The sequence below is a fragment of the Mycobacterium sp. NGS62 genome (assembly GCF_059812285.1).
Map to the genome: position 1 here is coordinate 340,172 of NZ_JCALCK010000002.1, position 15,670 is coordinate 355,841.

A 15,670-nucleotide genomic window follows, 5' to 3' on the forward strand; every position below is an offset into this window, starting at 1 on the left:
CGGCGCGTCGATTGCGCTAAACGCGCTGTTTCCCGGCGTCTCCGGTCCAGTGATCGGAGTCAGTGCTGCTGCTCATAAAGGGCGCGCACGGCGTCGATGGTGTCGGCGTCGGCCGGGCCCTTGTCGTGGCGGTAGCGCAGCACCCGGGCGAACCGCAGCGCCAAGCCGCCGGGGTAGCGCGACGAGCGCTGCAGCCCGTCGAAAGCGATCTCGACCACCTGCTCGGGGCGCAGTTGCACCAGGTAGCCGTCGATGCCGCCGACGGCCAGCTCGGTAAACCGGGCGGTCTGCCAGTCCAGCATGGCGTCGGTCATGCCTTTGAACGTCTTGCCCAGCATCACGTAGCCGCCGGCCGGATCCCGCGCGCCGAGATGGATGTTGGACAGCTTGCCGCGGCGGCGTCCCGATCCCCATTCGACGGCCAGCACCACCAGGTCGAGGGTGTGCACCGGCTTGACCTTCAGCCAGCCCGCACCGCGGCGGCCAGCCGCATAGGGTGCCGTCAACGATTTGGCCATCACTCCTTCGTGGCCGGCGGCCAGCGTCGCCGCCAGGAAGTCGGCGGCCGCCGCGGGCTCGGCGGTGACCAGCCGATCGACCCGGTGCTGCGCAGGCGCGATCTCGTCGAGGACGGCCAGCCGGTCGGTGGTCGGCGCGTCGAGCAGGTCGACGCCGTCGCGGTACAAGACGTCGAAGAAGAACACCGACAGCGGCTGGACAGCGCGGGCCGCCGCGACATCGACCGATCGGCCGAAGCGCGACCCGGTGACTTGAAAGGGCTGCGGCCGGTTATCCGGCCGCAGCGCGATCGCCTCGCCGTCGGCGATCAGGTCGGTGACCGGTAGCGCCAGCGTCGCCTCGACCACCTCGGGGAGCCGGGCGGTGACGTCGTCGAGACTGCGGGTGTAGACCGTGACCTGATCGCCGGCGCGGTGGATTTGCACGCGCGCGCCGTCCAGCTTTGTCTCGAAAATAGCTGTGCCGCTGAGCTTTTCAAGTGCTTGGCCGACGCCGGTGGCGGTTTGGGCCAGCATCGGCCCGACCGGGCGACCCACTTGCAGGGTGAACGTATCCAGTGCGGGCGCGCCGCCGGCCAGGCCCGCCGCCGCGACCGCGGGCAGATCACCGCCCAGCATCGCGGCGCGGCGCACCACCGCGGCCGGGATCTGCCCGGCCGCTGCCACCGCATCGGCCATGATTCCGGCCAGTGCGCCTTGCCGCAGCTCACCGGTCAGCAGTCGGCGCAGAAACGCCTGTTCGGTGTCGGTGGCGAGGGAGAACAGCGCGGCGACGTGTTGAGCGCGCCGGGCCTGCGAGCCGGTGCCCGACAGCGCGCCGATCGCCGAGAACGCCGCGTCGACGTCGCGCACGGTCAAACTGGGGTGCGTCGCGGCCGAGGGTAGCGAGCGCAGGCTGGCCCAGCCCACCCCGATCTGGCGCTGCGGCAACTCGCCGGAAAGCCAAGACACGACGATCGCGACGACGTGTGGGTCGGATTTTGTCTGGATGAGCAGGTCGGCGATCCGCGCGATCTTGGCCCGCCGCGCAGCAGCGCCGCCTACGTCGACCCAGGCGGCCGCCACGTCGATCAGCAGCACAGCCCACCTTTACACGCCTGGCCGACAACGTCACGCGCGGCCGCGCTAACGTGCTGGACACAAGAGCTGTCAAACACGGAGGTTTGCATGGAGATCAACGGCAAGAAGGCGGTCGTCATCGGCGGCGCCTCAGGCATGGGACGGGCCACCGCCGAACTGCTGGCCGCACGTGGGGCCAGCGTCGCGATATTCGACCGCGAAGGCTCCGACGGTAAGGACGTCGCCACCGCGATCAACGGCACGTTCTACCCGGTGGACGTGACCGACTTTGCCGGCACCGAGGAGACGCTGCAGACCGCCGTCGATGCGCTGGGCGGTCTGCACGTGATCGTGACGACGGCCGGCGGCGGTATCGCCAAGCGGACGATGTCCAAGTCCGGCCCGCACGATCTCGAATCCTTCCAGTCGGTGATCGATCTCAACCTCATCGCGACCTTCAACATCAGTCGGCTTGCGGCGGCGCACATGAGCAAGAACGAGCCGGAGGACGAGGAGCGCGGCGTCATCGTCAACACCGCCTCGATCGCGGCGTTCGAGGGCCAGATCGGGCAGGTGGCCTACACCGCAGCCAAGGCCGGCATCGCGGGCATGTGCCTGACCATGGCGCGCGACCTCGGATCGCTGGGCATCCGGGTGCTGGCGATCGCGCCGAGCCTGTTCGCGACCGGGCTGACCAAGGGCATTCCGGACGAATACGCCACCGCGCTGACCAAGGACGCGGCGTTCCCGAAGCGTCTGGGCCGGCCCGAGGAGTACGCCAAGCTGGTCGCGGCCATCGTCGACAACCCGATGCTCAACGGCCAATGCCTGCGGCTGGACGCCGGGCAGCGCTTCGCGCCGAAGTGATGCCGTAACCATCAAGCCGCGAAACAGAAGCCACGGTCGTGATTACGACCTCGACGACAGCCCTGGCTTCTGTTTCGCGGTCAAACCGCCTGTGAGTACGCTTCTTGCACCGCCTGCAACGACGAGGAGGGCCCTCGAATGGGTATCGCACTGACCGACGACCATCGCGAACTCGCCGAGGTGGCCCGCGCGTTTTTGACCTCACAGAAGGCCCGTTGGGCGGCGCGCTCGCTGCTCGATGCGCCCGAGGAGGCCCGTCCGCCGTTCTGGCAAGACCTGGTCGAACTCGGTTGGCTGGGCCTGCATATCGACGAGGAGCACGGCGGCTCGGGATACGGGCTGCCCGAATTGGTGGTGGTGATCGAGGAACTCGGCCGGGCGGTGGCGTCCGGGCCGTTCGTGCCGACCGTCATCGCCTCGGCCGTCATCGCCCACGAAGGCAGCACCGAGCAGAAGAGCCGGCTGTTGCCGGGGCTGATCGATGGCACGGTCACCGCCGGCATCGGGCTGGGTGGTGAGGTCGCCGTCGACGGGGGAGTCGCCACCGGCGACGCCGGAATCGTGCTGGGCGCCGGGCTGGCCGAGTTGTTGGTGATCGCCGCCGGCGACGACGTGCTGTTGCTGGACCGCAGCCGCGACGGCATAACGGTTGAGGTGCCCGACAACCTCGATCCCACTCGGCGCTCGGGACGGGTCAAGCTGCAGAACGTCAGCGTCACCGACGACGACATCCTGTCGACGGGACGGGAATCGCTGCTGGCGCGGGCCCGGACGCTGCTGGCGGCCGAGGCGGCCGGCGGGGCGTCGGATTGCCTGGACGCCGCGGTCGACTACGCCAAGGTGCGCCAGCAGTTCGGCCGCACCATCGCCACCTTCCAAGCGGTCAAGCACCACTGCGCGAACATGCTGGTGGGTTCGGAGTCGGCGACGGCGGCGGTGTGGGATGCCTCCCGCGCGGCCGGCGAAGATGAGGAGCAGTTCCGGTTGATCGCCGCGGTTGCGGCGGCGCTGGCGTTCCCGGCCTATGCGCGCAACGCCGAGCTGAACATTCAGGTGCACGGCGGAATCGGCTTCACCTGGGAGCACGACGCGCACCTGCATCTGCGGCGGGCGATGACGTCCCGTGCGCTGTTCGGCGGGGACGCGCCCGCACAGGATGTCTTTGATCGCACCGCGGCCGGTGTTACCCGGGCCAACAGCCTGGACCTGCCGGATGAAGCCGAAGAACTGCGCGGCCAGATCCGTGCCGACGCCGCCGAGATCGCCGCGTTGGCCGCAGAGGCGCAGCGCGACAAGCTGATCGCCACCGGCTACGTGATGCCGCATTGGCCCAAACCTTGGGGTCGGGCCGCGGATGCGGTGGCGCAACTGGTGATCGAAGAGGAGTTCACCGCAGCGGCGATCAAGCGGCCGGACTACTCGATCACCGGCTGGGTCATCCTTACCCTGATCCAGCACGGAACTCCTTCGCAGATCGAGAGATTTGTCGAGAAGGCGTTGCGCCAGGACGAGGTGTGGTGCCAGTTGTTCTCCGAACCTGATGCCGGATCGGATGCGGCTGCGGTCAAGACCCGCGCCACCCGCGTCGAGGGCGGCTGGAAGATCAACGGACAGAAGGTGTGGACCAGCGGCGCGCACTACTGCCGTCGCGGCCTCGCCACCGTGCGCACTGATCCCGACGCGCCCAAGCACGCCGGTATCACCACGGTGATCATCGACATGAAGGCTCCCGGGGTGGAGGTCCGCCCGCTGCGTCAGATCACCGGCGGCTCGGATTTCAACGAGGTGTTCTTCAACGACGTGTTCGTCGCTGACGAGGACGTCGTCGGGGAACCCAACACCGGCTGGACGGTAGCCCGCGCGACGTTGGGCAATGAGCGGGTCAGCATCGGCGGCGGCGGTTCGTACTATGCGGGACTGGCCGGACAGCTGGTGCAGCTGGCGGAGCAGTACGCAGATCGCTTGGCCGGGGCCAGCGTCCGGGTCGGAGCCTTCCTGGCCGAAGAACACGCGCTGCGGCTGCTGAACCTGCGCCGCGCCGCTCGCAGTATCGAAGGCGCGGGCCCTGGTCCCGAGGGCAACATCACCAAGCTCACACTGGCCGAGCACATGGGTGAGGGCGGCGCCATCGCCGCAGCTCTGCTAGGGCCCGAGATCGCCCTGGGCGATGGGCCCGGCGCGCTGGTCAGCCGGCTGGTGATGGGTGCCCGCGGCATGGCCATTGCCGGCGGCACGTCCGAAGTCACGCGCAATCAGATCGCCGAGCGGATTCTCGGCATGCCCCGCGATCCGCTGATCAAGTAACCGGGGCGAACACCGGCGTCGCTCCCTCGAACCGGGCTTCGACCGGCATGCCGCATACAACTGAATCAGGCTCGCAGTCAACGATATTGGCGGCCAGCCGCAGTCCCTGCTGTTCGGCCAGTTCGACGATCGCGATCACATAAGGAGTCGGGATGTCGGGGTTATACGGATGGAAGTTGACGGTGAAGGTGAACACCGTGCCGCGTCCCGACACCGGACGGGCCACCATCGGGCTGTCACAGCCCGGGCAGGAGTTGGCCGGCGGATGAACCCAACGGACACATGTGTCGCAATGCTCGATGAGCAACTGCGACTTCGGTTCTGCGGTCACCGGCAATACAGTACGCTCTGTTGGACTGGCGGCGCGGACGGACGGTTCTGATGCGACGCTTCGAGAAGGACGCGATCTTTTCCGGTGTCGGGATCTCGCGAATCGGGCGCCGTACCGGCATCCCTTCGCTCGAGCTCACCCTCGAGGCGGCGCATGCGGCCATCGCTGACGCGGGGCTGAGCGCCACCGACATTGATGGCATCGCCACCCTCGGTGATACACCGGTGCCCGACGTCGCCGCGGCGCTGGGTGTCGAACCCGTCGACTATAGTTCCGGTTTCGGCGCTGCCGGGCTGCTGACCCCGGTCGCGTCGGCGTGTCGTGCGGTTGCCGAGAAGCAGAGCAGGCACGTGCTGGTCTATCGCACGGTCCAAATGATCGGTGGCTCGGTGCCAGCGGCGCCGACGTCGGACTCTTCGACGTCAACGCAGCAGTCGCCGACCGAACAACCCAGTATCGGCGGGATGGACGATATCGTCGAACTCATTGCCGCCCACGCTTACTCGGCTGCGAATTGGCTGGCGTTGAATTGCCGGCGGCACATGCAGCTCTACGGAACCACCAAAGAGCAGCTCGGCTGGTTGGCGATCAACAGCCGACGCTACGCGGCGTTGAATCCCCTTGCGGTGTACCGCGACCCGCTGACCATGGCCGACTACCTTGCGGCGCGTCCGGTTTCGGCACCGTTCGGATTGTTGGACTGCGATGTCCCGGTCGACGGGTCGATCGCGGTGGTCGTCTCGGCTGCCGATTACGCTCGCGACTGCCCGAATCCAGCAGTGGCGGTGGAAGCCGTCGGCGGGTCCGACGGTGCTGGCGGCTGGTTTCACCGCCCGGACTACCCGAAGATGGCATCCAGCGACGCGGCGGCGCAGATGTGGTCGCGCACCGACCTGACCCCGTCGGATCTCGACCTCGCCGAGTTGTACGACGGCTTCACCTTTCTCACACTGGCGTGGCTGGAGGCGTTGGGTATCTGCGGTGACGGCGAGGCCGGTCCGTTCGTCGAGGGCGCCGAGCGGATCGCACGCGACGGCATGCTGCCGCTGAACACCTACGGCGGGCAGCTCTCGGCGGGCCGCATGCACGGCTACTGGGTGCTGCATGAAGCGTGTTTGCAACTGCGCGGTCAGGCCGGCGACCGGCAGGTACCCCGGCGGCCGGAAGTCGCGGTGGTCGCCGCGGGCGGTGGTCCGATCGCCGGGTGCATGTTGTTGACGTGTTGAGTGGGACCGCCCGCGTAGTATCAGGTCGGGTTGGGCTGCTGGCGTCGCGATCAAGGGGCGATTATGCGGGATAGACGCGCCGAGCCGGCTGGCTTGGTGCACTCGGCGTTCTTCTACCGATCCGAGCAGGAATACCTCGACGCGGCGGTACCGTTCATCGCCGACGGGTTGGACATGGGCCAGCCCACGATCGTCGCGTTGCCAGAAGAGAAGTTGGCAGCAGTCCGCGACGGGCTGGGTGATGCGGCCGTAGACGTCGCCATGGCCGATATCACCGAATCCGGCCGCAATCCGAATCGGCTGCTGGGACTGATGGGTGCTTTTGTCGCCGAGCACCCGGACCGGCGGGTGCGGATGGTCGGCGAACCGGTGTGGCCCGGGCGCACCGCCGACGAGTATCCAGCATGTGTGCAGTACGAAGCCTTGTGCAATACGGCCTTCGCCACTAATGAGGTAACCGGGCTGTGCCTGTATGACGCCGAGCAACTGGCTGACACCGTGCTGTTCGACGCCTGCACGACTCATCCGCTGCTGTGGCGGAACGGGACGGCGGATCGCACCGCCGATTATTCTCCGGATGAGGCGGTGGCCCGTTACAACCAGCCGCTACCGACCAACGCCGACGCGGCGGCTTTTACGGTGCGAAACCTGGGGGATCTCACCGGTGCCCGTACCTTCGCCAGCCGCTACGCGGGGTGGTTGGGACTGTCTCAAGGCGGCATTGCCGACCTGCTGTTGACGGTCACCGAGTTGGCAACGAACAGTCTGCAGCACGCCAAAAGCCATTGCCGACTGGCCTTCTGGCAGCACAACGGCCATCTCGTTTGTCAGGCACGCGATCGCGGGCGGCTTGATGACCCGCTGGCCGGGCACCGCCTGCCGGCCGCCAACGCCGTCACCGGCCGTGGATTGTTTCTGGTGAATACTATGGCGGATCTTGTTCGCACTCACGCCGCCGAGGCAGGCACCACTATTCAGGCGTACTTTCGGCTGACGCCGGCGCCGGGAATGATGAACTGAGACTGTCGGGTTCGACGCGGCCGCGGCCCATCAACTCCAGACCGGCCATCGCCGCGTCGGCGCCGGCCTTGTCGGTTTTCTCCATGACAAAGCCCATGTGGATGATGACCCAGTCGCCCGGGGCGAACGTCTCCTCGGGCAGCATGCCGACGTTGACCCGGCGGTTCTCACCGGCGACGTCGACCAGCGCGAGTTGCCCACTGTAGCCGTCGAGCATCCGCACGACTTGACCTGGAATTCCCAGACACATCAGTTAAACCTCCCGTAGCTCCGCCTCGGCACGCAACATCGCCACCGCCGATTCGACCTCTCGCACTGCCGTGGGGACGGCATTCAGAACAGCCTCGGACAGGCCGATCCCTTCACCGATGTCGGCGACTTCGCATCCGACGACGACAGTCCGGGGCGGAGCGCCGCCCAGGGCCCGCAGACTGGCGAACACCGTCGCCGGATCCATGCTGTGGGCGTCGAGACCGGCTGGGGCGTCCGGCGATTCGTGGTCGGCCTCGAAGACGTGCACCGCCCCGGGCGCGCCCCGGCCCGGCAGCGCGTCGACGAGCACCAGCGCGTCCCAATCCTCCAGCAGGTCGTAGGCCAGGTGCATTCCGCCGATGCCGTAATCAGTGGCGCGCACCGCATCCGACCCGGGAATCCGTTCGCACACATGGTGCAGCACCTCGGGACCGAAGCCGTCGTCGCCGAGGAAGATGTTGCCGATGCCGGCGATCAGGATTCGGGACGCCATAAAGCTACGTTACTCGCGTTACATGTGCCGGATCTTCAGGTAGCGCCGAGCATCCGGCAGCGACACGAGCCCCATCAGGACTGCTGAGAAGACGACCAGCGCCAGGATGCCGATGAACACCCACCCTACGATTTCCATGTCGGACTCCCTTCTGCGATGTGTTGAGCTTCGAGCGGCTCGACTTCGTCGGGGGCGAAGTACAAATAGCGGCCATACCAATCGTGCAGGTCAGCCGCCGGATCCTCCTCGACCACCACCCCGACATGCTGGTTGCCGTCGACGTCCTCGTGCACCGAGGTCACCCGAGCAGTCTTGCCGACGAAGAACAGATCCTGCGCGTCGGCGCGACGCGACGGGCGCAGCCGGACCCGGCTGCCGCGCGCGACCCGGATGCCGTCGACCAGGACAGCGTCGATGTCGGGGTGAACGGCGGTGTCGGCCATGGGATCCCACCATTGAACGCCGTCGGGTATCTCCGGTATCAGGTCCGGATCACCGAGCTGCGGGTCGCGCAGCACGCCATGCAGCCGCTGCATCGCCTCGGGAGACATCGCATCGCACCGGTCGATGAGCTGAGCCGCCAATGGATCGGTGGCCCGGGCCTGTGCCTTCTCCTCGTCGGTCATGGTCATCACCCGCAGGGTCAGGATCTCGTCGATCTCGGTGGAATCGTAGAGTGCGCCCTCGCTCTGTTCGGCGACCTCGGGATGGTCGTAGAGAATGATCGGCGACACCAGCAGCAGATCGGATTCGCCGGGCGGCCCGGCCAGCACCGGAAAACAGCGGTGCTGTGCGCAGCGGGCCGCCGCGGCCGCTGCGCCCTCGGCTGGCTCCAGCAATGAAACGAACGCGCCGCCATGAGCTTCTGCGATGATGTGTGTGCCGATCAGCGACCTAGCGATGGCATCGGCTTTATCGATCGCCGCAGCGCCGGTGTTGCTCAGTGTCAAGGTGACACGGTGCAAACCGTCGTCGTCGGGTTCGACGCCGATGGTCAGCGACGCGGACACCGCCTGCCGGGTGCGCACCAGTCTGCCGCCCTCTACCGGCTCGACATCAGTTCCCGACGGCGCCTCCACCGTCCACTGCCCCCGAGTCTGGTCGCCGATGTCGAAGGGGCCGAACGACAACTCGACTTCGACAGCCTCGTCCCAGCACAGCCACGTCGCCGACGACGTGGTCAGCTCGTCGACCGGCTGGTAGTGCCGGTTGCCGGTGGCACGCTCGGCGCCGCGGTGCTGCAGTTGCAGGAAACGCACCACCAGTGTGAGACCATCGACGCCCTCGAGGAGGAATTGCGCCGAAAGGCCGTCGTCCTCGCCGATTCCGGCGTCGGCTGCCCCGGGCGGCCCGAGAACACCCCACTGCCAACGGGATTGGTTCTTGCTCGACGACGCGCGGTAGGGGTAGAGCAGGTAACCTTCGTAGAGCACGGCATCGGCGACTGTGCGGGCGCGGGCCCAGTTCGCGCTCATCGGACTTCCTCGCGCGTCGCTGCCAGCAGAGCGGTAACTGCCTCGTCGAGGCTCAGCAGTCCGCGCGCGGACTTGTACTCGGCCAGCGCCTCGACCGTGTCGTGGTCGAGACGTACCCATCCGGTGGTGGGATAGTGCTGGCGCATCAGATCCCGCCACACCGAGACCGGCATCGCGTAGCGGTCTTCGCAATCCCACGGCACCTGCTGCACCGAGAACCCACGCTGGCCTGCCATGAAAATCGTTCCGCTGAACAGGAATTGCAGTGGCAGCACCCCGTCACGCAGTGCGTGCAGGTATTTGGCGGCGGCCACCTCGAAGTCATACGTGCACTCGAGTGGGAGCGCTACGGTGGCGGCGCCGGTGAACCCAGCCACCATCGCCGCGCAGTGCTGCCATAGGAACGTGTGTTGGGTGGTCGCCCAACGTTCCCGCGCCCCAAACAAGTCGACCAGCCCGGCGGCCTCCTCGTCGGTGTAGCCGCGCCGCAGCGGGTCGATCCGGACCTGGCAGCGCAGCGCGATCGCATGCACCGGTTCGTCTCCGGTGGCCGAAACCGCGACGTGCGCGGTCAGCACCGGCGTCAATGCGTATGGCTCCGGGGCGATGTCGACGACGGTGAACGACACCCCGGTCTCGGTCATGAGCGCCGCTCGTCACTGCGGCCGGCCACGGTCGCGAAGAATTTGTCGATGAACGCGCGGGCGTCCTGTCCGCCGTCGAAGCCGCGCCATAACGTCCGTAGGCCGCCGACGAATTCGTAGCAGGCATCGATCGGCACCAGATAGCACTCGGGTTGCCCGGTCTCCGGAACACGCACCAGCAGTGCCTCGACGTCGTCGGCGAGCAAACCGACCCGGGAGTCTGCCGCGCTGATGGCACCCCAGTCCTGCAGGTCCAATTCGGATTCACAGGCGCCCGCGGGTCCCGGGTAGAAGGCGACGGTACGTCCCAGCGCCGAGTTGCGGAAGAAGAACGCCAGGCCGACCGGGATCTGCAAGATCTCCCAGGCGCGGCGATCCAACGCGAAATCGGGGAAGGACAGATACCGGTCCGGCACCGCGCGGTAGCGCAGCTCGGCGTGGCTGTCAGTGAACAGCAGATAGCAACCACGGCATACGCACATCAGTTGCCGCCCCGCCACATTGACCACATGCTGGTGGGCGTCGGCGATGGCTTCCGAGCACATTTCGCATCGTTGTCCGGCCGGCTGTGGGGCGCGCCGGTTGCCAGTGATGCGGGACAGCACGTTGTAGGGACTGGTCATGCCGGGGCGCCCATCGGCTCGGCCGGCACCGCGATGGAGAGCACGCCGTCGCGTATCAGGAGCGGCATCGGCTCCAGGTGCGATACGGCATCCAAGCCGATACCCGCGTGCACGACGTCGAAAAAGGCGTGGCAGGCCGGGCAGCGCAACAGTGCGTCGGTCAGCTTGGCGCCCGTCAACGATCCGTCGCATACCGGGCAATGGTCGCGGTAGGCGTAGAGCTGATCGCCGATCCGACATGCCAGCACCGACCTACCGCCGACGGCGAAGCCACCGACTTCCCCGGGGGACAGGTCGGCCAGATCGGCTACCGAATGCCATGCCGGCGAGCCGCTGTTGTGGACCTTGGCCAGCAGCGATTCGGCCGGTATCACCGCCGCCACCGCTGGCTCGGGCTCGGCACTGACGATTTCGATCGACGAAATCTCCGGTGCGGCAGAGCGGATCGCGTCCTCGACGGCCAGCTCCAAGGTCACCGCTGAGGACGGACAACCGTTGCAGCTGCCGGCGAATTGCAGTTGGACGGTGTCGCCGACGATGCCGACCAGGTGCACGTCACCGCCGTGCGAGCCCAGATAGGGACGGACCCGCTCCAGTGCGTCGGACACCCGCCGGTGCACGTCGTGCGGATGCAGACCGTGCACCAGCAGCAGGCTGGCCACCAGGTCGTCGGCGGCCAGCCGATCGATCGCGGCTGGCTCGCCAACCAAATCCACAATCTTCGCCAGCGCGGCGCCGTAGAGTTCGACGACCTCACCGACCAGCTGCTCGGCGCGCTCCCGTGCCGCGGCCCCGCCCGCCGAGGCCGAGTCCAGCAGCGTCTGGATCCGATCGCCCGCCGTGCGCCATTGCGCGTCCCCTCCGAGTTCCTCCGGGCGATCAGCCATGCATCACTCCCCGCCAGCCGATTGGGTCGGCGAGTGCAGCCGATCCAGCGCCTTGCCCTTACCGAGATACATGTGCACACCACAGGGCAGGCACGGGTCGAAACTGCGCACGGTGCGCATGATGTCGATGCCTTTGAAGTTCTCCCGATTGTTCTCCTCGAAAATTGGCTGGCCCTGCACCGCGTCTTCGTACGGCCCGGGCGTGCCGAAGCTGTCGCGCGGGTTGGCGTTCCACGGGGTGGGCGGATACGGGTGATAGTTGGCGATCTTGCCGTCCCGAATCACCATGTGGTGGCTCAGAACGCCGCGGACCGCTTCGGTGAAGCCACAGCCGATGCCCTCCTTGGGAACGTCGAACTTTTCCCAGGTCTTGGTGCGGCCGGCCCTAATCTCGGCGAGTGCCTGCTCGCAGAAGTGCAGGGCGCAGGCCGCCGCGTAGGCCTGGAAGTAGGTCCGCGCCCGGTCTCGCTCGATGGTGTTGGATCCGTGCTGCGGGATCTTCCACTCGAACTCGACCGGCCCCTTGAGTGCGGTCTTCGGCAGGTTGATCTGCACGCTGTGGCCCGTCGACTTGACGTAGCCGATGTCGACCAAGCCGGCCAGCGCGGTCGCCCACAACCGGGCCAGCGGACCGCCGCCGGTGTCCAGCGCCAGGTGATCCTTCCCGTCGAACCAGCGGGGCGACATCACCCAGCTGTAATTGCCACCATCCATTTCGCGCTTCTGCGGGTGCGGGTTGGTGTGCTGGTTCCACGGATGCCGCCGGTCGACAGGATTGCCCAGCGGGTCGTTCTTGACGAACATCTCCTGGTCGGTCCAGTCGTCGTAATACGAACTACCCAACAGGATCCGGATGCCTAGGTTGATGTCGACCAGCGAGTGGGTGACCAGCTTGCCGTCGACCACCACGCCGGGCGTGACGAACATCGCGTTGCCCCAACGCTCCATGTCCTTGTAGTCAAAGTTGCATACCTCCGGGTCCTGGAAGGAGCCCCAGCAGCCGAGCAGGGTGCGGCGCAAGCCGACCTTTTCGTAACCGGGGATGGCTTCGTAGAAGAAGTCGAACAGGTCGTCGTGCATCGGCACGACCTTCTTCATGAACTCCACGTAGCGCATCAGCCGGCTCATGTAATCGGTCATCAGCTGTACAGTCGCGACTGTGCCCACCCCTCCGGGGTACAGCGTGGACGGGTGCACGTGGCGACCCTCCATGAGGCAGAACATCTCCCGCGTATAGCGGCTGACTTGCAATGCCTCCCGGTAGAACTCGCCGCTGAACGGATTGAGCGCGCGCATGATGTCGGCGATCGTCTTATAACCGTGCATCTCGGCGTGCGGTGCCGCGGTGTTCTCGGCTCTGCTCAACACGCTCGGATTGGTCTCGGAAACCATCTTCTCGCAGAAGTCCACGCCAACCAGATTCTCCTGAAAGATGTTGTGGTCGAACATATATTCCGCGGCTTCGCCGAGATTGACAATCCACTCGCCGATGTGCGGCGGCTTGACACCATAGGCCATGTTCTGCGTGTAGCAGGAGCACGTGGCGTGGTTGTCACCGCAGATTCCGCAGATACGGCTGGTGATGAAATGCGCGTCGCGGGGATCCTTGCCCTTCATGAATAAGGAGTAGCCGCGAAAGATCGACGACGTGGAATGGCATTCCACGACTTGATTGTTGTCGAAGTCGATCTTGGTGTAGATGCCGAGGCTGCCCACGATCCGGGTAATCGGATCCCACGCCATTTCGACCAGTTGGCCGGGTTCGCGCTTTGCCAGGGAAGGTTCGGGAATGATCGTTGTCATCGAACTTCACTCTCTCTTACGTGTGGCTACCAGGTGCGCTTCAGGCCCGTGGTCAGTTCGGTGCCCTTGTGCCGCCAGCGCGGCTCCTTGTCGAGGGTGCGGTTGGTGATCCCGCGCAGGTTGCGGATCAGTGATCCGTACAACCCGGAGGCGGTGGTGGACACCTTGCCGCCGGGCGGCTCGTCCATGAACGGCATGAACTTGTCCGGGAACCCGGGCATGGTGCAGCCGATGCAGATGCCGCCGACGTTCGGGCAGCCGCCGACACCGTTGATCCAACCACGTTTGGGCACATTGCATTTCACGACCGGACCCCAACAGCCCAGCTTCACAATGCATTTCGGTGACCCGTATTCGGTTGCGAAGTCACCCTGCTCGTAGTAGCCGGCCCGGTCGCAGCCTTCGTGGACGGTGGCGCCGAACAGCCACTGGGGCCGCAGGGCGTCGTCGAGTGGAATCATCGGCGCCTGCCCGGTGGCCATGTAGAGCAGGTAGGTCAGTGTCTCCGACAGGTTGTCCGGCTGGATCGGGCAGCCCGGAACGCAGACGATCGGGATGCCGGCCTTGCTCTTCCAGTCCCAGCCCAGGTAGTCGGGTACACCCATCGCCCCCGTCGGGTTGCCGGCCATCGCGTGGATGCCGCCGTAGGTGGCGCAGGTGCCGACCGCGACCACCGCGGTTGCCTTGGGAGTCAGTCGGTCCAGCCATTCGCTGGTGGTCATCGGCTGGCCGGTTGCCGGGTCGTTGCCGAACCCGCACCAATAGCCTTCGTTCTTGATCGCTTCGTTGGGTATCGAGCCTTCCACAACGAGCACGAACGGTTCGAGTTCACCGCGGTCGGCTTTGAAGAACCACTCGAGGAAGTCGTCGGCGCCGCCGGTGGGCCCGCATTCGAAGTCGATCAGCGGCCAGTGCACCGCGATCTTGGGGAGGCCAGGCAGGGCGCCGAGCGCGATTTCCTCGATGCTGGGCTGGGTGGCGGCAGTCAACGCCACCGAATCGCCGTCGCAACTTAGGCCCGCGTTGATCCAGAGCACATGGATCAAAGTTTCTTCCGCTTTGACTGCTGCTTCCGTTGGCATGCCGCAGCTTTCCGGGGCCAGGGCTGATTGCTTGGCCCCTGGCACCGCCGGAGTCGACCGTCGGCCCGCCTACGCGGTACTAGTTTTTGGGTCTACTCCCGCTTAGTTGCGTTGTCAACGGTCTGTCAGCAAATTTGGGAAACCCGTCCAACTTTCCGGATTCTCAACGGTCTTGGAGCGTGCCATCAGCTGTTGACGCCTTGGCGCGAAGCGAGGTCCGAAGCTCCTGCGAATAACTTGCATGTGCTGTCATGCAAGCGATTTGCACTGATATGGACCGCGTTGGCGGCCCACGTCGTCAGGGCGGGCCGTCTGCCACGAACCGCCGCAGCCAGCCGAACCAAGCCGACATACCGTCCCCGGTGCGGGCGCTGACCGGCAAAACCGTCGCGGTCGGATTGACCTCGCGGACATGGGCGATATAGGCGTCGACGTCGACGTCCAAATACGGCACCAGATCGATCTTGTTGAGCAGAACAACGTCCACGGCGCGGAACATCACCGGGTACTTCTGCGGCTTGTCGTCACCTTCGGTGACGGAATACACCATCGCCTTGGCGTGCTCGCCCACGTCGAACTCGGCCGGACAGACCAGGTTTCCGACGTTTTCGATGATGACCAGATCTAGCGTACTGAGCTCGAGGCCCTGCAGGGCGCGGTTGACCATCGGGGCGTCGAGGTGGCACTCGCCGCCGAACCCGTTGCCGGTGTTGAGAAGAGAGATCTGCGCGCCTCGTCCGCCGAGCTTGGCGGCGTCGAGATCGGTGGCGATGTCACCTTCGATGACTCCGACAGCAAACTCGCCGGCGAGTTCGTCGAGGGTGGCAGCCAGCACCGTCGTCTTCCCCGACCCGGGCGAGCTCATCAGATTTAATGCGCGAACACCATTGGCTTCGAACGCATTTCGGTTGTAATCGGCACGGACGTCGTTTTCGGCGAAAATCGCCTCCAACACGTCGATCCGCTGCGATCCGGTGTCATAACCGCTGTGATCTCCGTGGTCGTGGTCGTGGTCGTGGTCGTGGTCGTGGTCGTGGTCGTGCGTGTGCACGGTGCCGTCGTCGTGTCGATGAAACCTGCCCATCG

16 protein-coding genes are annotated in these 15,670 nt (G+C 66.1%); 4 read left to right on the plus strand and 12 right to left on the minus strand.

Features of this window, described 5'->3' with window-relative positions; all coding sequences use genetic code 11:
- Positions 1–59 precede the first annotated feature (59 nt).
- The gene (locus tag AC5Y49_RS06505) at positions 60–1,598 is read right to left on the minus strand and encodes an ATP-dependent DNA ligase (protein ID WP_499885047.1); all 1,539 of its coding nucleotides are present in this window, start codon (positions 1,596–1,598) and stop codon (positions 60–62) included.
- Between the two features lie 87 nt (positions 1,599–1,685).
- Between AC5Y49_RS06505 and AC5Y49_RS06510 the strand changes: the two genes are divergently transcribed.
- Together AC5Y49_RS06510 and AC5Y49_RS06515 are read left to right on the plus strand one after the other, a co-directional pair.
- Positions 1,686–2,444: an SDR family NAD(P)-dependent oxidoreductase gene (locus tag AC5Y49_RS06510; RefSeq protein ID WP_499885049.1), complete on the plus strand. Its 759-nt coding sequence runs from the start codon at positions 1,686–1,688 to the stop codon at positions 2,442–2,444.
- Between the two features lie 138 nt (positions 2,445–2,582).
- On the plus strand, positions 2,583–4,748 hold the full coding sequence (locus AC5Y49_RS06515) for an acyl-CoA dehydrogenase family protein (RefSeq protein ID WP_499885052.1): 2,166 nt from the start codon (positions 2,583–2,585) through the stop codon (positions 4,746–4,748).
- Here AC5Y49_RS06515 and AC5Y49_RS06520 read toward each other — a convergent pair.
- Positions 4,741–5,079, minus strand: coding sequence for a Zn-ribbon domain-containing OB-fold protein (locus tag AC5Y49_RS06520; protein WP_499885054.1), 339 nt, complete (start codon positions 5,077–5,079; stop codon positions 4,741–4,743). The genes AC5Y49_RS06515 and AC5Y49_RS06520 overlap by 8 nt on opposite strands.
- Positions 5,080–5,129: 50 nt before the next feature.
- Between AC5Y49_RS06520 and AC5Y49_RS06525 the strand changes: the two genes are divergently transcribed.
- Positions 5,130–6,305 (plus strand): thiolase family protein, encoded by a 1,176-nt coding sequence (locus AC5Y49_RS06525; protein WP_499885056.1) that lies wholly within the window; start codon positions 5,130–5,132, stop codon positions 6,303–6,305.
- A 63-nt stretch (positions 6,306–6,368) separates the two neighbouring features.
- On the plus strand, positions 6,369–7,325 hold the full coding sequence (locus tag AC5Y49_RS06530; RefSeq protein ID WP_499885057.1) for an anti-sigma factor RsbA family regulatory protein: 957 nt from the start codon (positions 6,369–6,371) through the stop codon (positions 7,323–7,325).
- On the opposite strand, the gene AC5Y49_RS06535 is transcribed toward AC5Y49_RS06530, so the two are convergent.
- The 10 genes from AC5Y49_RS06535 to hypB all read right to left on the minus strand — a co-directional run bounded on the left by AC5Y49_RS06535 (position 7,276) and on the right by hypB (position 15,668).
- Positions 7,276–7,575: a HypC/HybG/HupF family hydrogenase formation chaperone gene (locus AC5Y49_RS06535; protein WP_499885059.1), complete on the minus strand. Its 300-nt coding sequence runs from the start codon at positions 7,573–7,575 to the stop codon at positions 7,276–7,278. The genes AC5Y49_RS06530 and AC5Y49_RS06535 overlap by 50 nt on opposite strands.
- Before the next feature lie 3 nt (positions 7,576–7,578).
- Positions 7,579–8,070, minus strand: a complete 492-nt coding sequence (locus AC5Y49_RS06540; protein ID WP_499885061.1) for a hydrogenase maturation protease — start codon at positions 8,068–8,070, stop codon at positions 7,579–7,581.
- A gap of 18 nt (positions 8,071–8,088) precedes the next feature.
- The gene (locus tag AC5Y49_RS06545; RefSeq protein ID WP_419866400.1) at positions 8,089–8,208 is read right to left on the minus strand and encodes a DUF6893 family small protein; all 120 of its coding nucleotides are present in this window, start codon (positions 8,206–8,208) and stop codon (positions 8,089–8,091) included.
- Positions 8,196–9,545, minus strand: coding sequence for a hypothetical protein (locus AC5Y49_RS06550; protein ID WP_499885064.1), 1,350 nt, complete (start codon positions 9,543–9,545; stop codon positions 8,196–8,198). The genes AC5Y49_RS06545 and AC5Y49_RS06550 overlap by 13 nt, the downstream gene beginning before the upstream one ends.
- Positions 9,542–10,189: a DUF6084 family protein gene (locus tag AC5Y49_RS06555; RefSeq protein WP_499885066.1), complete on the minus strand. Its 648-nt coding sequence runs from the start codon at positions 10,187–10,189 to the stop codon at positions 9,542–9,544. Before AC5Y49_RS06555 ends, AC5Y49_RS06550 begins: the two co-directional genes overlap by 4 nt.
- A complete protein-coding gene (locus tag AC5Y49_RS06560; RefSeq protein ID WP_499885069.1) occupies positions 10,186–10,812 on the minus strand; it encodes a DUF5947 family protein in 627 nt (208 codons plus the stop codon). Before AC5Y49_RS06560 ends, AC5Y49_RS06555 begins: the two co-directional genes overlap by 4 nt.
- Positions 10,809–11,699 (minus strand): NifU family protein, encoded by an 891-nt coding sequence (locus AC5Y49_RS06565; protein WP_499885070.1) that lies wholly within the window; start codon positions 11,697–11,699, stop codon positions 10,809–10,811. The genes AC5Y49_RS06560 and AC5Y49_RS06565 overlap by 4 nt, the downstream gene beginning before the upstream one ends.
- Positions 11,700–11,702: 3 nt before the next feature.
- On the minus strand, positions 11,703–13,502 hold the full coding sequence (locus AC5Y49_RS06570; RefSeq protein ID WP_499885073.1) for a nickel-dependent hydrogenase large subunit: 1,800 nt from the start codon (positions 13,500–13,502) through the stop codon (positions 11,703–11,705).
- Positions 13,503–13,528: 26 nt separating this feature from the next.
- Positions 13,529–14,584 carry an NADH-quinone oxidoreductase subunit B family protein gene (locus AC5Y49_RS06575; RefSeq protein ID WP_499885075.1) on the minus strand — a complete coding sequence of 352 codons (1,056 nt, stop codon included), beginning with the start codon at positions 14,582–14,584 and terminating at the stop codon, positions 13,529–13,531.
- 298 nt (positions 14,585–14,882) lie between these two features.
- Complete coding sequence (gene hypB / locus AC5Y49_RS06580; RefSeq protein WP_499885077.1) at positions 14,883–15,668, minus strand: hydrogenase nickel incorporation protein HypB; 786 nt, start codon at positions 15,666–15,668, stop codon at positions 14,883–14,885.
- Between the last annotated feature and the right edge of the window lie 2 nt (positions 15,669–15,670).